Annotated in this window: 27 protein-coding genes; 9 read left to right on the top strand and 18 right to left on the bottom strand. The window is 63.6% G+C overall.

The genetic code is table 11. From position 1 onward, the window contains the following. Positions 1 to 63 precede the first annotated feature (63 nt). Positions 64 to 954, top strand: a complete 891-nt coding sequence (bla, locus tag JAB6_RS20470; RefSeq protein ID WP_070304300.1) for a subclass B3 metallo-beta-lactamase — start codon at positions 64 to 66, stop codon at positions 952 to 954. A 92-nt stretch (positions 955 to 1,046) separates the two neighbouring features. Next, positions 1,047 to 1,526 carry an META domain-containing protein gene (locus tag JAB6_RS20465; protein ID WP_070304299.1) on the top strand — a complete coding sequence of 160 codons (480 nt, stop codon included), beginning with the start codon at positions 1,047 to 1,049 and terminating at the stop codon, positions 1,524 to 1,526. Positions 1,527 to 1,662: 136 nt separating this feature from the next. Here JAB6_RS20465 and epsC read toward each other — a convergent pair whose 3' ends face one another. Beyond that, positions 1,663 to 2,601 (bottom strand): serine O-acetyltransferase EpsC, encoded by a 939-nt coding sequence (gene epsC, locus JAB6_RS20460; protein WP_052140419.1) that lies wholly within the window; start codon positions 2,599 to 2,601, stop codon positions 1,663 to 1,665. Between the two features lie 188 nt (positions 2,602 to 2,789). Between epsC and JAB6_RS20455 the strand changes: the two genes are divergently transcribed. Continuing rightward, positions 2,790 to 3,965: a multidrug effflux MFS transporter gene (locus tag JAB6_RS20455; RefSeq protein ID WP_070304298.1), complete on the top strand. Its 1,176-nt coding sequence runs from the start codon at positions 2,790 to 2,792 to the stop codon at positions 3,963 to 3,965. Between the two features lie 80 nt (positions 3,966 to 4,045). Here the strand turns inward: JAB6_RS20455 and JAB6_RS20450 are convergent, their stop codons facing one another. After that, positions 4,046 to 4,342 (bottom strand): hypothetical protein, encoded by a 297-nt coding sequence (locus JAB6_RS20450; protein WP_051991917.1) that lies wholly within the window; start codon positions 4,340 to 4,342, stop codon positions 4,046 to 4,048. Between the two features lie 80 nt (positions 4,343 to 4,422). Further along, positions 4,423 to 4,863, bottom strand: coding sequence for a carboxymuconolactone decarboxylase family protein (locus tag JAB6_RS20445; RefSeq protein WP_070304297.1), 441 nt, complete (start codon positions 4,861 to 4,863; stop codon positions 4,423 to 4,425). A gap of 105 nt (positions 4,864 to 4,968) precedes the next feature. Here JAB6_RS20445 and JAB6_RS20440 point away from each other — a divergent pair, with 105 nt between their 5' ends. After that, positions 4,969 to 6,441 (top strand): PLP-dependent aminotransferase family protein, encoded by a 1,473-nt coding sequence (locus tag JAB6_RS20440; RefSeq protein ID WP_051991846.1) that lies wholly within the window; start codon positions 4,969 to 4,971, stop codon positions 6,439 to 6,441. On the opposite strand, the gene JAB6_RS20435 is transcribed toward JAB6_RS20440, so the two are convergent. From JAB6_RS20435 to JAB6_RS20410, 6 genes are all read right to left on the bottom strand, one after another. Then, complete coding sequence (locus tag JAB6_RS20435) at positions 6,410 to 7,000, bottom strand: DUF1287 domain-containing protein (protein ID WP_070304296.1); 591 nt, start codon at positions 6,998 to 7,000, stop codon at positions 6,410 to 6,412. The genes JAB6_RS20440 and JAB6_RS20435 overlap by 32 nt on opposite strands. Before the next feature lie 62 nt (positions 7,001 to 7,062). Beyond that, positions 7,063 to 7,398 (bottom strand): DUF6616 family protein, encoded by a 336-nt coding sequence (locus tag JAB6_RS20430; RefSeq protein WP_070304295.1) that lies wholly within the window; start codon positions 7,396 to 7,398, stop codon positions 7,063 to 7,065. Positions 7,399 to 7,415: 17 nt separating this feature from the next. After that, positions 7,416 to 8,162, bottom strand: a complete 747-nt coding sequence (locus tag JAB6_RS20425; protein ID WP_070304294.1) for a HEAT repeat domain-containing protein — start codon at positions 8,160 to 8,162, stop codon at positions 7,416 to 7,418. Continuing rightward, complete coding sequence (locus JAB6_RS20420) at positions 8,159 to 8,668, bottom strand: MarR family winged helix-turn-helix transcriptional regulator (protein WP_217494648.1); 510 nt, start codon at positions 8,666 to 8,668, stop codon at positions 8,159 to 8,161. The genes JAB6_RS20425 and JAB6_RS20420 overlap by 4 nt, the downstream gene beginning before the upstream one ends. A gap of 70 nt (positions 8,669 to 8,738) precedes the next feature. Then, positions 8,739 to 9,188: a thioredoxin TrxC gene (gene trxC / locus JAB6_RS20415; protein WP_046683653.1), complete on the bottom strand. Its 450-nt coding sequence runs from the start codon at positions 9,186 to 9,188 to the stop codon at positions 8,739 to 8,741. Between the two features lie 87 nt (positions 9,189 to 9,275). Then, the gene (locus JAB6_RS20410) at positions 9,276 to 9,881 is read right to left on the bottom strand and encodes a LysE/ArgO family amino acid transporter (protein WP_034757131.1); all 606 of its coding nucleotides are present in this window, start codon (positions 9,879 to 9,881) and stop codon (positions 9,276 to 9,278) included. 202 nt (positions 9,882 to 10,083) lie between these two features. Between JAB6_RS20410 and JAB6_RS20405 the strand changes: the two genes are divergently transcribed. Further along, positions 10,084 to 10,974, top strand: a complete 891-nt coding sequence (locus tag JAB6_RS20405) for a LysR family transcriptional regulator ArgP (RefSeq protein WP_070304292.1) — start codon at positions 10,084 to 10,086, stop codon at positions 10,972 to 10,974. Positions 10,975 to 11,079: 105 nt separating this feature from the next. Continuing rightward, positions 11,080 to 12,108 (top strand): alpha/beta hydrolase, encoded by a 1,029-nt coding sequence (locus tag JAB6_RS20400; protein WP_254671717.1) that lies wholly within the window; start codon positions 11,080 to 11,082, stop codon positions 12,106 to 12,108. Positions 12,109 to 12,214: 106 nt separating this feature from the next. Here JAB6_RS20400 and phaP read toward each other — a convergent pair whose 3' ends face one another. The 6 genes from phaP to JAB6_RS20370 form a co-directional block, all read right to left on the bottom strand. Further along, entirely contained in the window at positions 12,215 to 12,850 is a 636-nt protein-coding gene (phaP, locus tag JAB6_RS20395; RefSeq protein ID WP_034757122.1) for a TIGR01841 family phasin, read from the bottom strand. A 274-nt stretch (positions 12,851 to 13,124) separates the two neighbouring features. After that, positions 13,125 to 13,460, bottom strand: a complete 336-nt coding sequence (locus JAB6_RS20390) for a hypothetical protein (RefSeq protein WP_051991844.1) — start codon at positions 13,458 to 13,460, stop codon at positions 13,125 to 13,127. Between the two features lie 27 nt (positions 13,461 to 13,487). Then, positions 13,488 to 13,859 (bottom strand): VOC family protein, encoded by a 372-nt coding sequence (locus JAB6_RS20385; protein WP_080698767.1) that lies wholly within the window; start codon positions 13,857 to 13,859, stop codon positions 13,488 to 13,490. 115 nt (positions 13,860 to 13,974) lie between these two features. Further along, entirely contained in the window at positions 13,975 to 15,246 is a 1,272-nt protein-coding gene (locus JAB6_RS20380) for a YncE family protein (protein WP_070304291.1), read from the bottom strand. A gap of 54 nt (positions 15,247 to 15,300) precedes the next feature. After that, the gene (locus JAB6_RS20375; RefSeq protein WP_368072929.1) at positions 15,301 to 16,194 is read right to left on the bottom strand and encodes a creatininase family protein; all 894 of its coding nucleotides are present in this window, start codon (positions 16,192 to 16,194) and stop codon (positions 15,301 to 15,303) included. A 142-nt stretch (positions 16,195 to 16,336) separates the two neighbouring features. Next, the gene (locus tag JAB6_RS20370) at positions 16,337 to 16,807 is read right to left on the bottom strand and encodes an SRPBCC family protein (protein WP_070304289.1); all 471 of its coding nucleotides are present in this window, start codon (positions 16,805 to 16,807) and stop codon (positions 16,337 to 16,339) included. Positions 16,808 to 16,940: 133 nt separating this feature from the next. On the opposite strand from JAB6_RS20370, the gene JAB6_RS20365 reads away from it, so the two are divergent. Together JAB6_RS20365 and JAB6_RS28570 are read left to right on the top strand one after the other, a co-directional pair. After that, positions 16,941 to 17,357 carry a hypothetical protein gene (locus JAB6_RS20365; protein ID WP_070304288.1) on the top strand — a complete coding sequence of 139 codons (417 nt, stop codon included), beginning with the start codon at positions 16,941 to 16,943 and terminating at the stop codon, positions 17,355 to 17,357. A 31-nt stretch (positions 17,358 to 17,388) separates the two neighbouring features. Beyond that, a complete protein-coding gene (locus JAB6_RS28570) occupies positions 17,389 to 17,826 on the top strand; it encodes a GFA family protein (RefSeq protein WP_083292857.1) in 438 nt (145 codons plus the stop codon). Between the two features lie 36 nt (positions 17,827 to 17,862). Here JAB6_RS28570 and JAB6_RS20360 read toward each other — a convergent pair whose 3' ends face one another. The 3 genes from JAB6_RS20360 to JAB6_RS20350 all read right to left on the bottom strand — a co-directional run bounded on the left by JAB6_RS20360 (position 17,863) and on the right by JAB6_RS20350 (position 21,946). Next, positions 17,863 to 19,500: a methyl-accepting chemotaxis protein gene (locus JAB6_RS20360; RefSeq protein ID WP_083292855.1), complete on the bottom strand. Its 1,638-nt coding sequence runs from the start codon at positions 19,498 to 19,500 to the stop codon at positions 17,863 to 17,865. Between the two features lie 84 nt (positions 19,501 to 19,584). Then, positions 19,585 to 20,706 carry a patatin-like phospholipase family protein gene (locus tag JAB6_RS20355; protein ID WP_070304287.1) on the bottom strand — a complete coding sequence of 374 codons (1,122 nt, stop codon included), beginning with the start codon at positions 20,704 to 20,706 and terminating at the stop codon, positions 19,585 to 19,587. Positions 20,707 to 21,019: 313 nt separating this feature from the next. Then, complete coding sequence (locus tag JAB6_RS20350; protein ID WP_070304286.1) at positions 21,020 to 21,946, bottom strand: LysR family transcriptional regulator; 927 nt, start codon at positions 21,944 to 21,946, stop codon at positions 21,020 to 21,022. A 115-nt stretch (positions 21,947 to 22,061) separates the two neighbouring features. Here JAB6_RS20350 and JAB6_RS20345 point away from each other — a divergent pair, with 115 nt between their 5' ends. Beyond that, positions 22,062 to 23,621 carry an MFS transporter gene (locus JAB6_RS20345; RefSeq protein WP_070304285.1) on the top strand — a complete coding sequence of 520 codons (1,560 nt, stop codon included), beginning with the start codon at positions 22,062 to 22,064 and terminating at the stop codon, positions 23,619 to 23,621. Positions 23,622 to 23,821: the final 200 nt, after the last annotated feature.

The following is a 23,821-nucleotide window of genomic DNA, read 5'->3' as shown; positions in this document are numbered from 1 at the left end:
GTTTGCGTCTAGCCCCGTTCCATGTCAGCATACGCCACCTTGGCAACACGGATAAGGATCGCAATGCCCCTCACACTTACACGCGCGCCGGCGCTGGCGCTGGCGCTTCTGTTGGCCAGCCCCGTCGCCCAGGCACAGACGCCGGGCTGCGATGTCTGCGCCATCTGGAACGCGGACCAGGCGCCGTTCCGCATCTTCGGCAATACCTATTATGTGGGAGTGAAAGGTCTCAGCTCCGTGCTGGTGACGTCGCCGCAGGGCCATGTGCTGATGGACGGCGGCTTGCCGGAGTCGGCGCCCAAGATCATCGCCAATATCGCCATCCTGGGCTTTCGCATCGAGGATGTGAAACTGATCCTCAATTCGCACGGCCATATCGACCATGCGGGCGGCCTGGCCGAACTGCAGCGGCGCAGCGATGCGCTGGTGGCGGCCAGCCCGTCGGCCGCGCTGGACCTGGCGTCGGGCGAAGTGGGCCCGGACGATCCGCAATACCACGCGCTGCCCAAGTACCCGCCCGTCAAGGACATGCGCCTGGCGCGCGACGGCGGCCAGTTCAACGTCGGTCCCGTCAACCTGACGGCGCACGCCACGCCGGGCCACACGCCCGGAGGCCTGAGTTGGACGTGGCAATCGTGCGACGGCCCCCGCTGCCTGAACATGGTCTATGCGGACAGCCTCAACGCCGTTTCGCGTCCCGGCTTCAAGTTCAGCGCCAGCAGCGAATATCCGAACGCGGTGGCGGACTTGCGCCACAGCTTCGAGACCCTGGAAAAACTGCCGTGCGACGTGCTGATCTCGGCCCACCCGGAAGCGTCCCAATTGTGGGAAAGGCTGGAAGCGAGCACCACGGCCGGCAGCGAGGCGTTTGTCGACCCGCAGGCTTGCCGCGCCTATGTGGCGGCGGCGCGCACCGTGCTCGAGTCCCGCCTGGAACAGGAAAAACAGCAGTGAACTTGCCAGCGAGCTTGTCAACCGTGCACGCTGGCGCGGCACCGATCTGCTACGCTGGCGGCTATCATTTATCACCTTAACCAGGAAATACCATGTTCACACTCGCCAGACTGATTCCCCTCGCCGCCATCGTCGCCATCACGGCCGGCTGCGCGCAAACGCCCGTGCGCAGCGATGCTGCCGCCGCCGGGCCTGGCGCCACCTCGCCCGCCAAGCCGGCGCCGAAGCTGACGGGCACGCAGTGGAAGCTGAAGGAATTGAAGGGCAAGCAAGTGGTGCGCAAGGCGCCCGAGCAGCGCGAAGTGACCCTGCAGCTGGCTGATGGCCGCGCCAGCGGCAACAGCGGCTGCAACCAGATGATGGGCGGCTACACCAGCGATGGCGTCAGCACCTTGAACTTTGGACAAATGGCCGGCACCATGATGATGTGCCAGCCGCAGGACATGGACCTCGAGCGCCTGCTCTTGAGCACCCTGGGCGAAGTCAATGGCTACCGCTACGCCGACCAGGAATTGCTGCTGCTGAAGGATGGCGTGCCAGTGGCGCGGTATGAAGTGCTGACGGTGAAGTAAGTAACTACAAGGCCAGGACTATCTCCTGGCATGAAGAGTGATCGAAAAACGTTCAGGGCAAGGCGCGGCGCCGCAGGCAGTACGCTAGTACGCCAAGGCGCTGCAACGCCGCCATGGACATTTTCTCGGCCACTCTTCAATCGTTACGCATCTGCGCCTGCGATACATTGCTGTTAGCCGGCACGCTCTGCGTCAGCCACACATTCCCCCCGATAGTCGACCCCGCGCCGATGGTGATGCGCCCCAGCACGGTCGCGCCCGCGTATATGACCACGTCGTCCTCGACGATGGGGTGGCGCGGCGTGCCCTTGATCAGCGCACCGGAAGCATCCGCCGGAAAACGCTTGGCGCCCAGGGTGACGGCCTGGTACAGGCGCACCCGCTGGCCGATGATGGCCGTCTCGCCGATCACGACGCCCGTGCCATGGTCGATGAAAAAGGAGGCGCCGATGTGCGCGCCCGGGTGAATGTCGATGCCCGTCAGGGTATGCGCGATGTCGGCGATCAGGCGCGCCAGGAACGGCGCACCGAGCGCATGCAGGCGGTGCGCCAGGCGGTGGTACAGGATGGCGATGGTGCCCGGATAGCACAGCATGATCTCGGCCACCGAGGTGGCGGCCGGGTCGCCCGCATAGGCGGCCTGCACGTCCGACACGAGCAAGGCGCGGATGTCGGGCAGGCTGGCGGCGAAGGCGCGCGTGATGTCGCGCGCCTGCTGCGCCAGGGCCGCATCGTCGCTGGCGGCATCACCCTCATCGCCGGCCGGCACCGAGAACAGCAAGCCGCGCCGCACCTGTTCGCTGAGGCGGTTCAAGGTGGTGTTGAGGGTGTCGCCGACAAAGTAATCGATGCTTTCATCCGTCAGGTTGGGCCGCCCGTAATGCGTGGGGAACAGGGCCGCCGACAGGCCGTTGACGATGGTGGTGAGCGCTTCGCGCGACGGCAGTTCGCGCACCCTGCCGTTATGGCGGATCTTGTGCTTGTCTTCGCGCGAGCTGCGCAAGGCCTGGATCACGGGCCCCAGGTTCCACTGGGCCGTGTCGTCGGCGGGCGCCGCTGGATAAATGCTGTGCATGGCGTATCACTTCCAAAAATGGCAAACAAGCCGGGTCGCCCAAGCTTAGCGGCCAGGCATGGCGATTCAAACGAAGAATTTCAAGATTCAATATGCGAAAAACGCATATAGATCACGTGGCGGCCTGCGATCAAACCCGATTGTTGCCACTAGCGTAAAATGACGGACTAACAAAAACACTCTTCAACATGACTAAATTATTAACATGGATTTTGGCGGGCCTGGCGATGGTCGGACCGCTTGCAATTGACACCTATCTGCCGTCGTTCCCCGCCATCGTGCAAGATTTCAATGCCAGCCCCCTGCTGGTGCAGCAAACCCTGAGCTTTTTCCTGTTCACGTTCGCTTTCATGATGCTGTTTTACGGCACCCTGTCCGACTCGTTCGGCCGCCGTCCCGTGATTCTCGTCTCGCTGGTGCTGTATGTGATCGCCTCCGTGGGCGCCGCGCTGGCGCCGTCGCTGGGCTGGCTGCTGGCCTGGCGCGTGCTGCAGGGACTCTCGGCGGGCGCCGGTTCCGTCATTGGCCGCGCCATCGTGCAAGACCGCTATTCGGGCGCCGCCGCGCAAAAAATCCTCTCGCACATCATGATGGTGTTCGCGCTGGCGCCGGCCATCGCGCCCGTGCTGGGCGGCTGGCTGCAGGTGGGCCTGGGATGGCGCTGGATCTTCTGGTTCCTCACGGCGTTCGGCGTGCTGATGTTCGTCGTCGTCTGGCGCGCGCTGCCGGAAAGCTTGCCGAAGGAACAGCGCCACGCCTTCCACCTTGGCGACATCGCCGTCAATTACTGGAAAGTGCTGTGCCACCGCCAGTTCCTGCTGCTGTCGACAGCCATCGGCGCCGCCTTTGGCGGCTTCGCGCTGTACATCGGTTCGGCCGCCTACTTCATCATCAATATCCTGCATCTGCCGGAAACAGCGTTTGCCTGGCTGTTCATTCCCCTGATCAGCGGCATGGTGTTCGGTTCGGCCCTGTCGGCGAAAATCGCCCACCGCTACAGCCAGCGCCAGATGATCTGGGCCGGTTTCATATTGATGCTGGTGGCGGCCGCCGCCAACATCGGCTACAACTATGTCTTTGCCGCCGAAGTGCCGTGGGCCGTGCTGCCGCTGTTCTTCTACTCGTTCGCCCTGTCGATCGCCATGCCGCCGATGACCCTGATGGCGCTCAACCACTTCCCCAACAACAGCGGACTGGCGTCGTCGATGCAATCGTTCATCCAGATGCTGCTGTTCGCCCTCGTCTCGGGCCTGGTGGCGCCGCTGCTGTTCGACAGCGCCTTGAACCTGGCGTATGGCGTGATGGCGGGGTTGCTGGTGAGTTTGGTTTGCTGGGTGTTTGCTCAAGGGAAGAGCAACGCGTAGGTCGGATTAGGCCCGGAGGGCCATAATCCGACAACATTGTTGACGGGTGACGTCGGATTACGCGCAAGCGCCAATCCGACCTACGGCCAAGGCGCTGGCGTCACATCCAGGTACTGCGCCCCGCCCTGCTCCGGTTCCGCTTCATCCTTTTGCGACGGCTGGTTCAACGACCCCGCCGGCGAACGCAGACTCAATATCTCCTTGCGCGTCTCAACGAAGTCTGCCGAACTGAGCGGGTGCTGCTGGTCGGGCCAGTGGCTGACAGCCCACTCCTGCAAGGCTTCGAAACGCCGCCACAGTTCGGCGATGAATTCGCGGCGCGCTTCTTCCTGTTGCTCGGGCGTCTTGTCGGCGCCCTCCCCGATAGGTACTTGCATGGCTGCTCCCTGGCTGATCAATCGTCCTGCCAGCCTACGCAGGGGCAAGCCATGCGTCTGTTCGCGAACGAACAAAGAACTTATTCCGGCATCTTGCGAAAGCCCACGGCCAGGCGGTTCCAGGTATTGATGGAGCCGATGGCCAAGGTCACGTTGACCATTTCCGCCGGCGTCAATTGTTCCGCCAGCGCCGCATAGTCTTCATCGGATGCATGGTTCTGCGGCAGCAGGGTCAGCGCTTCCGTCCAGGCCAGCACGGCCCGCTCGCGCGGCGTGAAGAACGGCGTTTCGCGCCAGACGGACACGGCATACAAGCGGCGCTCCGTTTCGCCCGCCTTGCGCGCGTCGCTCGTGTGCATGTCCACGCAAAAGGCGCAGCCATTGATTTGCGAGGCGCGCAGGCGGATCAGCTCGAGCAGCGAGTGTTCGACGCCCAGCTTGGCGATCGCCGCTTCCAGCCCGTACATGGCCTTGATGGCATCGGGCGAGGCTTGCATGAAATCGAGTCGTTGCTGTGTCATGATGGCATTCCTTGATAAAGTAGAGATGCATCATTGTAGAAGCGCAAGAAGTACGTGCGGCAGGCCAATCTCCCCGAAAAACAGCAGACCACCAGCAGACACACCATGGAATTACATATCCTGATCGACGGCACGCGCGACCTGGGCGGCCAGCTGTACCGCCAGCTCAGCGAAGCCATCCGCTCGGGCCGGCTGACGGACGGCCAGCAATTGCCACCCTCGCGCCTGCTGGCCAGCCAGTTGGGCCTGTCGCGCAAGACGGTGTCCGACGTGTATGACAAACTCGGCTATGAAAAACTGCTGGTCGGCAAAGTGGGCGTGGGCAGCTTCGTGCAAACGCCGCACGCCTCGCCGCAGCGCCGCCACGCCAGCGCGCCGCTGGCCAGCGCGCAGCGCATCGCCCGCTGGGAAGCGACGCCCACGCCCTTGCGCCGCGCCAGCCAGGAAACGCCGGCGCGCTACGCCTTTATCGGCGGACGTGCCACGCCCGCGCACTTCCCGCAGGATGAATGGCGCGCCTGCATGCTGCACGCGCTGCGCCAGGGTGGCCAGGCGCGTGGCCGTTATGGCCCCGTGGAAGGCTTGCCCGCCTTGCGCGCGGCGATTGCCGGCCATGCCGCCTTCAGCCGCGGCATCCATTGCACCGAGGAACAGGTGCTCGTCACCAGCGGCGCGCAGCAAGCTTTGCACCTGCTGGCGCAAACCTTGCTGGAACCAGGCGACACGGTTGCCGTGGAAGAACCCGGCTACCCGGTGGCGCGCGCCGTGTTCGCCAGCCAGGGCGCGCGCGTGGTGGGCATTGAAGTGGACGAGGATGGCCTGATCGTCGGGCAAATTCCGGACGGCACGCGGCTGATCTATGTCACGCCCGCGCATCAATTCCCGCTGGGTATGCCGATGAGCATGGCGCGCCGTCACGCCTTGCTGGAGCGGGCGCAACAGCTGGGTGCCATCATCATCGAGGACGATTACGACAGCGCGTTCCGCTACGAGGGCCGGCCCGAGGATGCGCTGCAAAGCATGGACCGCTACGGCATCGTCGCGCATGTGGGCAGCTTTTCCAAGATCATGCTGCCGGAACTGCGGCTCGGCTATGTGGTGCTGCCGCAAGCCATCGTGGCCGCCGTGCAGACGGTAAAATACCTGAGCGATTGCCATACGGCCAGCCTGGGCCAGCATGCGCTGGCCAAGTTCATCGGCGACGGCCATTTGCTGCGCCACATCCGGCGCTGCCACGATATCTATGCGGGGCGGCGCGAGCGTCTGCTGCACTGGTTCAACGGTCCGCTGGCGCCGTGGTTCCGCCTGGTGCCGGCCAGCGCCGGCTTTCACGTGGCGGCCCTGGCCCAGGCGCCGCTCGATATCGCTGAATTGCAGCGCCGCGCGCGCCAGGCCGACATCAGCCTGTATGCGCTGGCCAGCTTTTACCATGGCCCCGCCCGCCATGAAGGCCTGTTCCTCGGCTATGGCGCCATCGACAAGCTCGATATCGACACGGCGCTGGCCAAGGTGCTGGCGATCCTGCAGGAAATAGCGCCCGTATCCGTCAGCGCGGCTGCCAGCGGTAGTGTCCCGTGATCGGATAGCTGAACAGAATATTCTCCTCGCGCGCGCCCTCGCCGATGTTGTGGATGATGAGCGGCACACCGCCCAACGACTGTTTGTCGCTGACGATGCCGATGTGCGTGAGGTTGCCCGGCAGGCGCCACGTGACGATGTCGCCCGCGCGGTAGGCCTTCTGTTCCTTGCTTGGCGGCAGGCTGGTGCCGTGGCGGGCAAAGTAGGTGCCCAGGTTCGGCACGCGGCGGTGGTCGATATTGCGGTCCGGTCCCTTCATCTGCCAGCGTCCCTGCTGCTGGTACACCTGCCACGCCTTGCGCATGTCTTCGTGTACGAGCACCTGCAAATCCTGCCCCAGCTGGCGGTAAGCGCGCACGACCACGTCCGTGCACACGCCCCGCTCGAGCGGCACGTCGCCGCCCGGATAGGCGAGCCGTTCATAGCGCGGATCGTACTGCACGGTCACGCCCACCTGCTTGCGGGCGGCGGCGACGAGGGCTTGCGGGGTGGCAGGGACTGCTGACGCCAGCATGGGCGCCAGGGCAAGCAACAGGGTGGAGAGCAGTTTGGTTGGCATCAACGTCAGTGTTCGGATGGAAATGCCAACTTTACCGCAGCGGCAAGGAAAACGCCGTACGCTTAAACTGCGGCCAGCTGCGCCAGGTGGCCAGGGAAATCCACGGCCGTGCCAGCCGCGTTGATGGTGTCGAAGTAATCATGCCAGCCCGTGCCGGCGATGCCCGCCAGCAAGGCGTCCAGTGCCGCCCCGTCCGGGAAGCGCCAGACGGCATAGAATTGCTGGGCAGCCGCGTGCAGCTTGCCGCCATCGATGGCGCCCATGGCCAGCGCTTCGGCGCCCAGGCCGGACAAGGCCGCCATGCCGGCGCCGACCCTGTCGAAATACGCCTGGCGCGCGGTGCCATCGAGGGCCAGCCAGGCCGGTTTCGGGCTGTATAGTTCTAACAGGTAATGCATGTTTGTCCTCCAAAGGATTAAGAAAGCGAGCGCTGGGCGCGCTTGCAGATGCGTTGCGTCGCGGCAGCGGGGCTTTCCTGCAGCCATTGCCCGCACAGGCTGCGCACCCAGTCCGGCTGAGTCTTCGCCGCATCGTTGAGCCAGTTGGCCACGGAATCCTGCACATAGATGGCCGGGTCGGCGCGCAAAGGCTGCAGCAGGGGCAAGGCCAGCTGCGGCTGCGCTGTTAACCGGGCGATATGCGCGCACCACACGCCGCGCGGACGCAGCGCTTCGCAGGCAAAGCGGCGCACCCGTTCCGACGGGTCCGCCGTCCACGGCGCCAGCAAGGTGATTGCCTCGTCAAGATGCGCCGCCAGATGGGGACGCAGCGCCAGCCAGGCCCATTCACGCACGCCAAAGTGGCCATCGTCGGCCAGCGGCCGCATGGCGGCCAGCCGCTGCGGCAAGCTCAATCCAGCCTGGGCGGCGATGGCAAAGCAGACCCAGCCGCGTACCGTGTCGGATGGGTGGGCTTGCAACTGCGCCAGGTCAACTTGTGCGTCAAGCAGCAATTGCGCCGCCAGCGCCATGCGCCTGGTGATGCCGTCTGCCGCCAGCGCGCGCATCTGCTCCAGGTGGGCGGCGCCAATACCGGGCACGGCCGCGGCCAGCAGCTGGGCGAAATCGATGGCCAGCCCTTCCGTCAGGGTGGCGCTGGGCACATTGCCCCCGTTCAGCAGGGCCAGGCGCGCGGGCGCGATGTCGGCGACGCCGCGGCTCATGCGGCACCCCGGTCCGTCTTGCGCCAGGCTTTTTCCAGCAGCGCGCTCAACAACTGCATTTCTGCCGGCGTGAAATCGGCAAACAGGCTGGCGATCCATTGCGCGTGCTCGTCGACCAGGGTCGCGGCGGCCATTTCTCCCTTGGGACTCAGGCGCACCAGCAGCTTGCGCCTATCAAGCTGGTCAGGATGGCGCGCGAGGAAACCGTCGCGTTCCATGCCGTCGAGCAAGCCCGTGATGGTGCCGCGCGTTACGCCTGCCCGCTCGGCCAGTGCGTGCGGAGAAAGTCCGTCTTGCACATCGCGCAACAGGGACAGCAAGACAAACTTGCCTTCCGACAAGCCATGCCGGCCCAGGCGCGCGGCACAATCGCCATCGATGGCGGACGCCAGACCCAGCACTTCAAAACACAGGCGCAAGCGCGCCAAGGACTGCATCATGTCGAGACCGCTGGCGCGGCGCTGCACGTCACCGAGCAATGCCGTGTATTTCTGTTCGAGTTTTATCATATGGCGCAATATAATATGGCACCATATTAAATGTCAAATGGAAAACCGCGAAGGCTTTCCTTGCTGCTCAAAGACGGGCTTTATCCCTCGCCCACGCGACGATGGCATTCGCATCGATGGCGCCCGGCTGGCGCGCCACTTCCACGCCCCTGCGAAACAGGGCCAGAGTGGGAATGCTGCGGATATTGAAACGGCTGCCCAGGTCCGGCGACGCTTCCGTATTCACCTTGACGACGCGGAACGCCGGCTCCAGGGTCCTGGTAGCCTGGACATAGAATGGCGCCATGCTGCGGCACGGGCCGCACCACGGCGCCCAGAAATCGACCAGCACGGGAATGTCGCTGCGTTCGATATGCTTGAGGAAACGGGCGCTGGCCAGGTCCACGGGCTGGCCCGTGAATAAATCCTTCTGGCACTTGCCGCACGTAGGCTGTTCTGCGAGCCGCGCAGCCGGCAAGCGGTTGACGGCGTCGCAATGGGGGCACACGATGTGCAGGGAGTCTGGCGTGGTGGTCATGGCATTCCTGAAAGCATAGCGTCAAGTTGACGGCTATTCTACGGGGAATTGCCGCGCGCCGCAGGCAGGCTGCGGCGCTTGTCCCGCTTACAGGAACAGCGAGGCGGCGATGGCCCACATGACGAGGGCAATGATGCCGTCGAGCACGCGCCAGGCCATGGGCTTGGCAAACACGGGCGCCAGGTAGCGGGCGCCAAAGCCCAGCAGGAAGAACCACAGGGCTGATGCCATGATGGCGCCGCCGGCGAAGTAGAAGCGTCCCACGCCTTCATGCTGGCCGCCGATCGAGCCGAGCAGGATGACCGTGTCGAGGAAGGCGTGCGGGTTCAGCAGGCTGAACGCCAGCGCCGCGCCGATCACGGCCCAGTAGCCTTCGGGCGACTTGGCGGCCGACACCGTCAGGGCCGTTGGGCGCCAGGCGGACTTGGCCGCGCGTAAGCCGTAGGCGATCAGGAACGTGGCGCCGCCGGCCTTGGCCCACAGCAGGAAATTCGGGTTGTCGGCGATGAAGGTGCCCATGCCGGCCACGCCGGCCGTGATCAGCATCGCGTCGCACACGAGGCAGACCAGAATACAGGTGAGCACGTAGTGGCGCTTCAAGCCCTGTTTGAGCAAGAAGGCGTTTTGCGTGCCGATGGCCACGATCAGGCTCGCGCCGAGCCCCATACCTTTCAAGAAGATTGCGCTGTCCATATCGATTCCTTTATTGCTTTCCATCACGCGCACGGCCGCCCACGCTCTGCCGGCAAAGGCAAAGTCATCAGAGGTAGGTGGAGGGTGGTGCGGAACCAGGAGGACCGCGCGGCAGAGTGGAGTTGTTACCCTATTTCAACAGTGTAAAGAAAAAGTAAATATAAGTATAATGAATGATTCTAACCATATATAAGAGAAACTTATGCGTGTCGTCGATTACCGTGGATTGGCCGCCCTCGACGCCGTGATCGGACTGGGAAGCTTTGAAAAGGCCGCGCAGGCGCTGGCGATCAGCCAGCCGGCCGTGTCGCAGCGCATCCGCACCCTGGAAAATCTGGAAGGCACCCTGCTGATCATCCGCAGCCACCCGCCCCTGCCGACGGAAGCGGGCCAGCGCCTGATCGCTCACTACCGCCAAGTCAAGCTGCTCGAAGCGGCGCTCGACGCCCAGCCCGGCCCCACCACGCAATTGCCGGCGCTGGCCATCGCCGTCAACGCCGACAGCGCCGCCACCTGGATTCCGGAAGCGCTGGGGCCGCTGCTATTGCCGCCGTCCTGCCTGCTCGATATCCGCCTCGACGACCAGGACCACACTCTGAGCCAGCTGCGCGAAGGGCGCGTGTTTGCCTGCGTCACCAGCGCCAACGACCTGGTGGCCGGTACCACGGCCACGCCGCTGGGCGGCATGCGCTACCTGTGCGTGGCCTCACCAGGGTTCGCGCAGCAGTGGTTTCCCCATGGCTTTACGGTGAAAGCCGTCAGCCAGGCGCCCGCCATCACGTTTGGCAGCAAGGATGCGCTGCACGAGCGCTACCTGCAGCACCGGCTCGGCTACACGGGCCGCTATCCGCACCATGTGCTCGGTTCGGCGCGCGACTTCGTGCGCTTCATCGAAGCGGGCTATGCTTACGGCATGGTGCCCTTGCTGCAGGCGGAAACGGCGCTGGCCGCCGGCAGGCTCATCGATGTGGCGGCCGGGCAAGCGCTCGACGTGCCCCTGACCTGGCATGCCTGGGATATCCAGACGCCCCTCACGCGCACCCTGTCGGACGCCGTCATCGCCACGGCGCGCAAATGGCTGTTACAGGATTGATTGACACATGCAACATTTATCTATGTTAGAAAGCAACTTCCCCGTGTGCGCCCTGCCCAGCCTGGCCTACACTGCAAGCATCATCCACCACCATCGGGAGCTTGCATGACGATCCTGCGCACCACCCTGCTCGGCGTGCTGGCGGCCATACCGCTCGCTGCCGGCCTGGCCGCCTGCTCGCCCTTGACCGCCATCAATGCCTTGTCGTCCGGCAGCGCCTCGCAAGTGACGCGGGGCCTGGCCTACGGCCCCCTGCCACGGCAGAAGCTCGATGTGTATGCCCCCAAGACCCGCACGGGACCCGTGCCCGTCGTGGTGTTCTTTTATGGCGGCAACTGGACGACGGGCGAACGCGCCGACTATGCCTTCGTCGGCCACGCGCTCGCTGCGCGCGGCTACCTGGCCGTGATCGCCGATTACCGGTTGTATCCGGACGTGCACTACCCCGAGATCTTGCAGGATGCGGCCCGCGCCGTGGCCTGGGCCGCGATGGAATCGCGCCGCCATGGGGGCGACCCGACGCGCCTGTTCGTCATGGGCCATAGCGCCGGCGCCTACAATGCGGCCATGCTGGCGCTCGACGCCAGCCTGCTGGCGCGCCACGGCATGCGTCCGCACGACTTGCGGGGCTGGATAGGCCTGGCCGGCCCCTATGATTTCCTGCCCATCGAAAACACCACGACCCGGCCCGTCTTCTTTTACCCGGACACGCCCGCAGCTTCGCAGCCCATCCACCATGTGACGGCCGACGCCCCGCCCGCCCTGCTGATCGCCCCGCTGCCCGGCAAGGACAAGCTGGTCAATCCGCAACGCAACACGGGCGGCCTGGCCAGCGCCTTGCGGGCGCTGCACCGGCCCGTGACGGAAACCTATTTCGACCACGTGGGCCACGCCACCCTGGTCGCCACGCTGGCCCGCCCCTTGCGCAGGCTGGCGCCTACCCTGGATGCCGTCAGCGCCTTCATCGATGCGAACAGCGGGACCGGGAGCGGTGACGCGGCCTCGTCTACAGTCTTGTCCGCGGTCTTGTCCAATGCAGCCTTGCCGGCAGGCATAGCCTTGCAGCCTCACGTACCTGGCGCGGCCACGCCGGCGCCTGAGCCGCACGCCTACGACAAAACGCCCGCCCCGTGAAGGGCGGGCGCTCTGCCCGGATCAATACGCACGATGCCGCGTGCCGGCTGGCCGCATAGCAAGGCTCGGCCCTCGCGATGCGGCTCAGCTGCAAGCAGCCTCGTGCTTACTCTTTGCGGCTGGCGCCGCTCTTGCTTTGTGCAGAGCCCGCTTGCGAAGCGCTGCCGCTGGCCGAGCCTTCGCTGCCGGCCGACTGCTGGCTGCCCTGGTGGCTCGCGCTTTGCAGGCTTTGACCGTCACGGCTTTGCGCACCACGTTGCTGGTCGCGGTTGGCGCCGTTTTGCTGATAAGCCTGGAACGGTTCGGCCATGCGCTGCATCGCTTCCTGCTGCTTGCGCACGTTTTTCTCCGTTTCTTCCGAAGCGGTGCGGGCCACTTCTTCGGCCAGGGCCTTGGCGGTACGGCTCGTTTCATTCACATGACGCTCTGCCACATTGGCCAGTTCGACCTGCGTATCGGCGGCCAGGCGCGACACCTGTTGCTGGTACTTGCGCAATTGCTCGGCGGCTGGCTGGCCCGATGCGGCAGCCACCTGGAACGCATCTTCAGCGCGCTCGACCGTCAGCAGGTTCTGGCTGGTGACCGTGGTTTCTTCCAGCAAGCCTTGCGCCAGTTGCATATTCAGGTCACTGAACTGCTGCATCGATTGAAACAGCGACTTCGACAGGCCATTGAAGAAAGCCAGTTGTGCTTCCAGGTGGTTTTTGGCGGCGGGGGTAACACTACGGGAATATGGATACATGGAGTTCCTCATTAAATAGCGGTTGGGTGGAGATATGGCGGCACCACCGGCTGTCGAACGGATAGGCAGACGGCCGGGCTACGCCACGAAACGCGAAAAAACATATCCGGTTGGTGGGAAGATGCTTTGCAACGCGAGTCCCAAGGCTACGTGAGCACCGCAGGTGAGGGATGATCTGGATCAAAGGTGCGCCAGGCAGCGCAGAAAGTTTGTACTGGACAGCCTGCCCTTGGCAAACGTCAGTAACAGAGGGGGAAATTTGTGCCAGGCAGGCTCAGCCAACGGCGCCCGTGCCCGGCACAACGGGCTTGTAACCATGGCTGCGCAACGAGGCTTCCAGCCAGCGGTTGCCATACCAGCCGCGCGCCAGCAGGTAACTGAGTTCCGCGCCCGCCATCAGCAGCATCATCGGGCCGATGCGCATTCCGGTGGCGAGATGACTGCCAAACCACAGGCAGGCATCCATCGCCAGCATGAGCAGCAACAGCCACCAGCGGCGCTTGGCGACGGCCCAGAACGAGCCCAGGAACAGGGCCGGCCAGGAAAAACCCGCTTTGACGTAGGCATAGCGGCCGGCATCGTCGGCGAACAGGGTGGCGCTGTGCTTCATGCTGCTCTCTTCAGGTAATGCCCGGCGTCAAGGCTCGGGACGGTGGCAGACGGCTTCGACATTGTGGCCATCGGGCCCCAGCACGAAAGCGCCATAGTAATTCGGGTGGTACAGGGCGCGGATGCCTGGCGCGCCATTATCCTTGCCGCCCGCTTCCAGCGCGGCCTTGTAGAATGCGTCCACCTGGCCACGGTTGTCCGCCGCGAAGGCCAGATGCATGCCGGCATGCGGCTTGTCGCCCACGCCGAACCAGAAATCGGGCTTGCCATCCTTGCCCATGCCAACCCAGCCCTGCTCTTCCATCACCACCGATACGCCCAAGGGCGCCAGAGCGGCCGAAAAGAAGGCCTTGCTGGCCTGTGCATCGCTGACATTCAAACCGATGTGATCAAGAATCATAATGGTGCTCCCTGGAGGTAGTGGAATGGAAAATACAGTATGCGCCAATATTGCCTTTTAGGCAATCACGACTGTATATCCGCCGCAGTTACTCCAGGAAGCACCATGCGCCAGCCTAGCGCAGGTTGCCCGTATGGCCGAGCGAATAGCGGCCCGGCTGCGGCCACACGGTCAGGCCGTGCGGCTCCTGGCCGACTTTGACCTTGGCAACGTCGCCACTGTTCGTATCGATGCGGTAGACCACGTCGTCGAAACGGCCGGACAGCCACAGATATTTGCCGTCGGCGGACACATTGCCCATGTCGGGGCTGCCGCCGCCGGGAATCGGCCAGTTCGACACGACTTTTTCCGTGGCGAAATCGATCACGCTGACGCTGCCCTTGCCCTTCGGCTTGCCATGGATGCGGTGCGTGCCGCGGTTGGCCACGTACAATTTCTTGCCGTCACGGCTAGGGTACAGGCCGTGCGCGCCCACGCCCGTCTGGATGAAGCCGATTTCCTTCAGGGTGGCGCCATCGACGATGTGCACGCCGTCGGCGTCCATGTCGGCGATAAAGAATTTCTTGCCATCCGGCGAGATCCGTATGTCTTGCGGCATGCCTTTCTTGACGCTGCAGATTTCATTCGCCGGGCCGCCCACGGGACCGGACTCGGCAAAGCGCTTGGCCGGCATCTGCAATTTCAGGTAGCCGTCGACCTTGCGGCCCACCAGGTCGATCTTGGCGATGGTGCCGTCGAACTCGCAGGTGAACATGGCGTAGCGGCCGTCATTCGAAAAGTCCGCATGGTTGATGCCGCCGCACTGGGGCGTGTCGATCGAATACTGCACGGCCATGGTCTTCGGATCGCGGAAATCGAGGCGGTGGCGCGCTTCGGCCACGACGATGGCGGACTTGCCATCGGGCGTGTAGTACATATTGTAGGGGTCATCGACGGGCACTTCCTTGCCCGGCTTGCCCGTCAACGGGTCGATTGGCGTCAGACTACCCTTGTCCGTGCGCTCGGCATTGTTCGCCACCCACAGGGTGCGCAAGTCCCACGACGGCACGACGTGCTGCGGGCCGCTGCCGACCTTGAACTTGTCGACCACTTTCAGGCTCTCCTGGTCGATCACGTACACATCGTTCGAGCGCAGATTGGGCACGTAGACCCGGCGCAAATGATCCTTGACGACGGGGCTCATATTGCTGCCGGCGATGCTGCCGTACACGTTTTTCGGATCCACCAGCGGCGGCATGCCCGGCAGCGGCGAATAGGCGGCGGCCGGCGCTACGGCGGCCGGGGCCGGCGTGCTGGCGCCGATGACCTGGCTGGCCACGCCCAGGCCGGCCAATGCGGCAGCCAGGGCGGACAAGGTGACGATGGTGCGTCGTTGAGATTTTTTCATGTAATTTCGCGTCGTTTCGTTGCAAAAGCCGGAAGTTCAGCACTTCCAGCGGAATTATTTAGTACGTTGCAGCAGCTGCTTGATGGCAGCCACCGACGTGTCCACCTGCAGCTTGATACCGATCTGGCCCAGCTCCGCCGTCGCCCGCGAGGCATCGCCGCGCACGCCGTCCGCCACGCCGGGCTTCGGCCCGTGCGCCATGGCCTCACTGCGCACCAGCGACGGGGCCGTCGCCAGCATCAGCGCCGCGTCCGCCAAGCCCGCATGCAGGCCGATCTCGGCGCTGCTGTGGCCACGCTTTTGCAGTTCGGCAATATACGCCGATTGCGTGATGTCATAGTAGTCGAGCAAGGCGTAAGCGCGCGCATCCTTGGCGGTGGCGGCTTTGCCCCAGGCACGGTTGAGCTTGTTGGCTACGTTCTGTTCGTTCTTTTGATAGCCGCCATGGTCGCCGAGAAAGATGATGTCGCGGAAACCATGCTGGCGCAGGCTGGCGGCCGCCCCCTCCAGCACGGCTTCGAAAGCGGCGGGCGGTATCGAGATCGTGCCGGCAAAACGCATGTGGCCGGCCGGCGGAGCAATCGCGCCTTCGGGCACATAGGAAACGACGGGTGCGACGATGGTATTGCCCAGCTTTTGCGCAATCTGCCGCGCCAGCAGCCCGGCGCGCACATTGTGCTTGCCCAGCGCGATATACGGCCCGCTCTGCTCGACGCCACCTATCGGCACCAACACGGTCGTGGCGCCGTGGTCGATACGGCTGCGCAACTCCGTGCTCGTCAGCTCTTCCAGCATGACGCTGCTGCTGGCGGGCGCAGCCGCCATCACGGACGCGGCTGGAATCAGGCAGAACAGGGTCAGGGCAAACAGGGAGCCGAGTGGCTGGGACCGACTCGATGGCGCGCAAGGCGCAAGAGGTACATTCGGCAGGGGGAACTGCAGAGTCATAAGCAAACATCTTTCCGAGGTCAAAGGCGCCGTGCCCGGCATTGCCAGGCAAGCTGGCTGCCACGCAAGAATTGTATTCCATCATGAGGGGAACGGCACGTTAATTTGACGCGGCAGTTTGCAAGGAATTGACGAGGGGAAACTATCTATCAGGCTGTTGTCGCGCTGGCCCCGCCGCTTCACCATCATGGGGAGTCTCGTTGCGCTTCTCGGCATAGGCCTTGAGCGAGCGCATCGTCCTGGGAAGCCCGTCCCGGACTTGCCTGGCAACGCCTGGCCCGAACAAAAAGGCAAGCGCTCCCGTAAACCACACGCGGTGAACGACTTCCGATCCGCCATCTGCGGCAACCACCGTGTGCTCGAAATGGATGCGGAACAAAGGGATGTAGCCTTCGACGGTGAACGAGCGGCCCGCGGAGCGCTCCGTGACGAGCATGGGAATGCCCATCCCCTTGCTGGGAACGATACGGCCATGTGTGCCCACCGCAAATGGCCCATTGAGCCGGGCTTGCTTTGTATCCGGATCCCACTGATGCCATCGGTCAACCTCGCTCCAAATCTGATCGACGGCCGTGGGCGGGACTGCAATGTGGATGCTTTCTTCGATTTGCATCAGTGGGTATCTCCCTATTAATATCAATATAATTGCATTCTGGCTATACAAACAAATGACAAGGCATGTATCCACACCTGGGCACGATGCTACCCTAGAAACGCTGGCCAAGAGCCCTTAGATTTTGAAAATTATGAATGCAACACATTGGAGGATTCAGGAGCTACAGCATCACTCGGCCGATATTGTCTGGCTGGATGCCGAGGAAGCTCGCCGTGCCTATGATTTGGTCGGCCTTCATGACTCGAAGACGCATCTGGGCTTGAACGTTGACACCGTTGACTCAATCGAGCGGCTCGCCTTCGGAGACGATGTGGCCGCCGCAAGCAGCTGGTTACGTGCCCGTATGCCGGGAATTCAGCAGGTCGTCGTGGTGTTTGGAGAAGACGAATGCTTCGTCTGCAGCAGTGCGTTCCTGATCGAGAACTGGTCGGATATTTTTGTGCCGTCACGTGACGACGCGATGATCTATTCGAAGGACACGCCGCTTATCGTGTTTTATTGCCATGAGAATCAATTCGAGGTGGGGCAGCGGATTGTCTTTGATTGAACGGCCATAAGCCGTCATTGAAAGGAAAAAAATGAACAGTAATGATGGGAAGTTACGAGGTTCATGCCATTGTGGATCTGTAAGATTTCAAGTTCGACTTAGCGACGGACTCAAGACAGCAAGGCGCTGCAATTGCTCCTATTGCCGCATGCGCGGTGCGATAGCGGTTTCTGCGGCGCTTCAGGATATAGAGATCACTTCTGGAGAGGAATTGCTCACCCTCTATCAGTTTCACACCATGCAAGCGAAGCACTATTTCTGCTCAAAATGCGGGATATACACACATCACCAACGCCGGTCAAAACCCGATCAATTCGGGATCAATGTAGCCTGCCTGGAAGGAATCAGTCCGTTTGACTTTGAAGAGGTAGCAGTCAACGAAGGCCGACTCCATCCAAAAGACAAAAGTGCTGGAGGCGGACCTGACATCGCTGGATACCTACGCTTTTTTCCTAATACCGCCCCTTAAATGAACCGGAGCGGTCAAAAGATTTAGCCGCGAGCACTACGTCCCGGCAGCGCCACCCGCCACCCGCCGGCTGGTGGCGGCTGCCGGGGCAGGCAAGCCGCCCGCCACTTTCAACGCCTTTCCCTGAGCATCGCCACGCAGGCGGAACACGGCCACCACGTCGACCAGCTCGACCGCGCGGTCTTGCAGCGAGGATGCGGCGGCGGCCGCCTCCTCCACCAGGGCCGCGTTTTGCTGGGTGACCTGGTCCATTTGTGAAATGGCCTGGTTCACTTGCTCGATGCCGGCGCTTTGCTCGTGGCTGGCGTTGGCGATGTCGCCCATGATGTCCGTCACGCGGCGGATGCTGGCGACGATTTCTTCCATCGTCGCGCCCGCCTGGTCGACCAGCGCGCTGCCCGTGTTGACTTTATCAACGGAATCCTCGATCAAGCCCTTGATTTCCTTGGCGGCAGCCGCAGAGCGCTGCGCCAGGTTGCGCACCTCGGTGGCCACCACGGCGAAGCCACGGCCCTGCTCGCCTGCACGGGCCGCTTCCACGGCCGCGTTCAGCGCCAGAATATTGGTTTGGAAGGCAATGCCATCAATCACGCCGATAATGTCGGCGATCTTCTTCGCCGATTCGTTGATCGACCCCATCGTGCCCACCACTTGCGCCACCACGGCGCCACCCTTGCGTGCCACGTCCGAGGCGGACACGGCCAGGGTATTCGCCTGGCGCGCATTGTCCGTATTCTGACGTACAGCCGAGGTCAGCTCTTCCAGGCTGGACGCCGTTTCTTCCAGCGACGACGCCTGCTGTTCCGTACGCACGGACAAGTCCGCGTTGCCGGCGGAAATCTGCGCGGCCGCCACGCTGACCGTATCGGCCGAAGCGCGCACGGTGGCGATCACGCCGACGATGCGCTCGAGGAACTTGTTGAAGGCCGTGGCCGTGCGGCCCACTTCATCCATGCGCTCGACGGGCATGGCGGCGGATAGGTCCAGCGAAGCGCTGACGCGCTCCAGGGTATGTTCGATATTGCCCAGTCCACCGCTGATGGTGCGGTAGATATGCCAGGCCAGCGCGCCCGTCAGCAGCACGGCCACGCCCAGCACGGCCAGCATGGTGTTGAACGCCGTGTCGTAGGCGGCCAGGCTTTCCGCCTTCACGTCGTCGACCAGCTTGTTGTTGTAGGCGATATGGTCATCCATGCTCTTTTTCGCGGCGGCGGCCGTGATGGCCAGCGGCGTGCCGGCGAGCAAGGTGGCGCGCACGCCATCCATGTCGCCCGCGTAGGCGGCGGCAAAGAATGGCGCCAGCGCGCGGCGGTAGGCTTCCATGGCGGCCTGGTCGGCGTCGAGCATCTTGCTGTCCGTCGCATCGTACAGGCGCTCGGCGCGGTAGGTGGCGATGACCTTGTCGAAATTCGTGTTGGCGTCGGCCACGGCCTTGTCCAGCGCCGTCTTGTCGGCCAGGTTCGAGAACACGGACAGGCGGTAGCCGGCCAGGCGCGAATCGGCGAGGAAACCCTTGGCCGCATTCAAGCCCTGGATGCTGGGAATGATACGGTTTTGCACGGTGTCAAAACGCTCCTGGGCGCGCTGCAGCTGGATGGCGCCGCCGGCGCCCAGCAATAGCAGGGCCAGCAAGGCGATGGTGAGGGTCAGAATTAATTGCTTGGTGATATTCATGGTGTGTCACAGTAAAAAGGTAGCCTGGCAAGGTCAGGCGGGATAAGAGCTGCCGATCAGGTGGCGGGGATCGCTTGCTAGCGGCTAGGCCGCCATTGGGGCGGCGTCAGGCGCGCGGCGCAGCAAGTCGCCATGCTGGCGGCAAAACGCCAACCCCGCCTTGTGGCCCACGTCGAACAGCAGTTGCATGTTCGAACTGGACCAGTCCAGGGTGTCGGGCCAGTGCTGCTCCGGGATGCCGCCCATCAGGTCGAGCTTGAGCAAACGCCGCTTGGGCTGGCCCGTGCGCGCATCCGTGTTGTGCTCGAGCTCAAACAGGCGCAGCTCGCTCTTGGAAATCTTCACCAGCGGCGTAATGATGGAGCGCACCCAGGCGTCGTACAGGTTGCGCGGCTTGCGCAGCAAGCGCTCGTCACCGAGGATGTCGAGGATGACCAGGGTGTCGGCGTCATGGTGCTCGCCCTTGCCTTCGATAAACGGGTCGAAATTGAGGGTGTCGAGCGCCGCGCCTTCGATGTAGTCGTCGCCGGCGATGGTCGTCGGTGCATACAGGAAGGGAAACGACAGGGCCGCACGCACGTGGATCGGTTCGATCTCGTGCTTGCCCCAGATTTGCATGCGATGCTCGCTGAGGTTGTAGGCATTGATGTAGAAATCGGGACGCATGCGCGCCACGCCGGAAAAATCCACGGCTTTTTCCAGGAAGGGCAAGTGCGCGCACAGCCCCAGGCTTTTCGCCGACAGGTCCGATGGCGACAGCGACGACACCATCAGCTTGCCCCAGTCCGACCAGGCCGTGGGCACGCCCGCAAACGTTTGCTGGAACGCCTGAAAAAAAGGATTGTTGGCCGGCGGCTGGAAGGCATCGCGGAAAGTGCTCGCATGCATGCCCGGCTTCTGGAAGACCTTGTAGTTGATCGGGATCATCTTGTAGATGCTGTCGGCCACGCCCGTGTCGGCCCAGCTTTGCAAGGCCTGGCGCGGCGTGGCTTCGTGCGGCGTCGTGTAAAGCAAGCCCATCAACACACCGGCGCCCGAGGCGGAAATGACGTCGAATTCGATGCCCTCATCGAGAAACGCGGCCAGGGCACCGGCGATCAAAGTGGAATTTGGTGCACCGCCACCGAGCAGCAAACCCGTTTTGCGGGCCGGTTTCGCTGTCGCGGCTGATGCCGGATCCGGCGGTGTCGTCGTGACTGTCTTCATGCACACTCCCTGAACGGAACGGGACTATCATCCCTTAATTGTTGGTTACTACGCGCTGATGGCGCCTAATCCTGCCCATGTCCCCGCAAGCGGCGAGCCGATGCAATGTTGCAGAAACAGATATGAAATTAACATAAATAAATTCCTTATGGCAATTTCCATAACGAATGATGGGTATTCAGAAAGGGTATAAGTTGATGCCGTGCGGCATAGCTTGATGCGGTGCAGCAAATATAAATTCGGCGGCGTTAGGATTAATCGCTTTAGGGTAGGAATATTCCCCAAGCAGCCGCCAGCGCGGCGGCCAGGGGCATCAAGGGAGTGGCGCGGGGCCGGGAGGGAGTGAAGAGAAATGCAAGTAGGTACACAAATGGTCAACAAAGACGCGAATCTTCGGCGACAGGTGGCGGCTTGACGGCCACAGCACCCAGAACTTGCTCGAGTGCAGCAAGTAGCCGGTCAGCACGGCTTGCAGTTCGCCGCGCGCGATGGCGTCGCGCACGATAAAGTCAGGCAGATAGGCGAGGCCCACACCCTGTGTGGCGGCGCCGATCAAGGCTTCGATATTGTTGCAAGTCAAGGCGGTCGGCAAGCGCAACTCCCCGCCGCTGTCGCCCTCGGCGCGCTGCAATGCCCATTCCTGCAACTTGCCCGTGGTGGGAAATTTGTAGCGCACGCAAGCGTGCTCTTCCAGCGCGCGCGGCGTGGCCGGCACGCCATGGCGGGCGAAATACGCGGGCGAGCCGACGATGGCAAAGGCAAACGGCCCCAGTTCGCGCGCCATCAGACGCGAATCGGTGAGCGTACCGCTGCGCACGGCCACGTCCACGCCTTCGGCCACCACGTCGACGAGGCGGTCGTTGAAATCGAGGTCGAGTTCGATCTCCGGGTACAGCCGCGTAAACTCGGCCAGCAAGGGCAGGATGATGCGGTAGCCGATCACGGGCAGGCTGACGCGCAGCTTGCCGCGCGGCGCTTCTGCCAGGTGCGACAGTTCCGCCTCGGCATCGCCGAGGTCGGCAAGGATGCGCTGGCAACGCTCGTAGAACAGCGCGCCCTCGTTGCTCAGGCTGATGCGCCGCGTGCTGCGGTTGAGCAGGCGCACACCCAGCTTTTCTTCCAGCCGCGCCACGCTCTTGCCCACGGCCGAGGCCGACACACCGAGCAGCCGCCCGGCCGCCACATAGCTGGAAGTTTCCGCCGCGCGCACGAAGGCGGCAATGCCATTCAGATTATCCATGCGACCTCGCTGTCTCTATTAGGGAATATTTGTCCGTTATGAGCGGATTTTCAACCACTTTTTCACAGATTACGTCCATATTATCATCGGATTCCCTCTTTCTGGAATCATTCCCATGGATACGAATCTTCCCGCGCAAGCCCCGGAACCAGCGACTGCACGGCGCACGCTGGTGCTGGCAGCCGTCTGCCTGGCCGCGCTGTGCATGCCGCTCAGTTTTACGGGGCCGGCCATCGCCATTCCCGCCATCGCCGCCGACCTGCACGGCACGCCGCTGGCGCTGGCGTGGATCACGAATGCCTTCATGCTCAGTTTTGGCGGCTGCCTGATGGTGGCCGGCGCGCTGGCCGACCGCTATGGCCGCAAGCGCGTGTTCCTGCTGGGCATGGCCGTGTTTTCCGCCGCCGCGCTGGCACTGGCGGCCGCGCCCGGCATTGTGTGGCTCGACGTGCTGCGCGCCGTCCAGGGCCTCGGTTGCGCCATGGCCCTGTCGAGCGGACTGGCGGCCCTGGCGCAGGAATTCGACGGCCCCGCCCGTGCGCGCGCCTTCAGCCTGATCGGCACGGCCTTCGGCGTAGGTCTGGCCTTCGGCCCCTTCCTGGCAGGCACCTTGATCACGCACACGGGCTGGCGCGCCATTTTTGCGGCCACGGCCGCGGCCGGCCTGGCCGCCCTGCTGGCCGCCGCGCGCGCCATGCGCGAATCGCGCGACCCGCAGGCGCAAGGTGTCGACTGGCCCGGCGCCCTGACGTTTACCGGTGCCCTGTCCTTGTTTACCTATGGCTTGCTGCAGGCGCCCGATAGTGGCTGGGGCAGCGCCGCCAGCCTGGGGCTGCTCGGTGGCGCGGCCTTGCTGCTGGGCGTGTTCATCCGCGTGGAGCGGCGCGCGTCGCGCCCCATGCTGGACTTGACCCTGTTCCGCCTGCCCGCCTTTGCCGGTGTGCAATTGCTGGCGGCCGCGCCCGCGTTTTCCTTTGTCGTGCTGCTGGTATTGCTGCCGGCCCGCTTCATCGGCATCGAAGGCTACAGCGCGCTGGAGGCGGGACGCATGATGATCGCCCTGTCGGCGCCCATGCTGGTGCTGCCGATCCTGGCCGGCATGGCGGCGCAGCGCATCGCCGCCGCGCACATTTGCGCCACCGGACTGCTGCTGGCGGCGGGCGGCTTGCTGTGGCTGTCCACTTGTGCGCCGGGCCAACCGCCCGTTACCTTGATCGGGCCGCTGCTGCTGATCGGCTGCGGCATCAGTCTGCCGTGGGGCTTGATGGATGGCCTGGCCATCAGCGTCGTGCCCGTCGAGCGGGCCGGCATGGCGGCCGGCATCTTCAATACGACGCGCGTGGCGGGTGAAGGCCTGGCGCTGGCCATCGTCAGCGCGCTGCTCGGTACGCTCACGATGGCGGCCTTGGGCAAGGTGCCCGGCCTCGCCACGGAGCAGGCGGCGCTGGCGGCGCCCTTCCTGGCGCTGGGAGAATTACGCCATGCGGGCGCTCTGTTGCCGCAGGCCGGCGCCGCCGAACTGGCGCAAGCGTATGGCGCCGCCTTCCGCCACTTGCTGTATGTGCTGGCCAGCATTACGACGGCCTCGGCCTTGCTGATCCTGGCCTTCCTGCGTCATCCGGCGGCCGTGCCAACGGACACGACCGCCCTGCCCGCCTGCAAGGCGCAGCAATAAGTCACGACCATCACCGTTCCTCCTGCCGTACACGGCGGCGCCCACGCGCCGCCGTCCCTGATGTTTCTCCGCAACACCTCAAAAGTTTCAAGGAATAAAACTAGTTTACTGATCAAAGCGCTTTGAACTATACTCAAAGCGCTTTGAAACATAACTAAAGCGCTTTGGTTGTGCGAAATTACGCGCGCTAATCCCACACC

Source organism: Janthinobacterium sp. HH104 (assembly GCF_001758715.1).
Lineage (GTDB): Bacteria > Pseudomonadota > Gammaproteobacteria > Burkholderiales > Burkholderiaceae_D > Janthinobacterium > Janthinobacterium aestuarii.
This window is presented reverse-complemented; position numbering and strand designations above follow the sequence as displayed.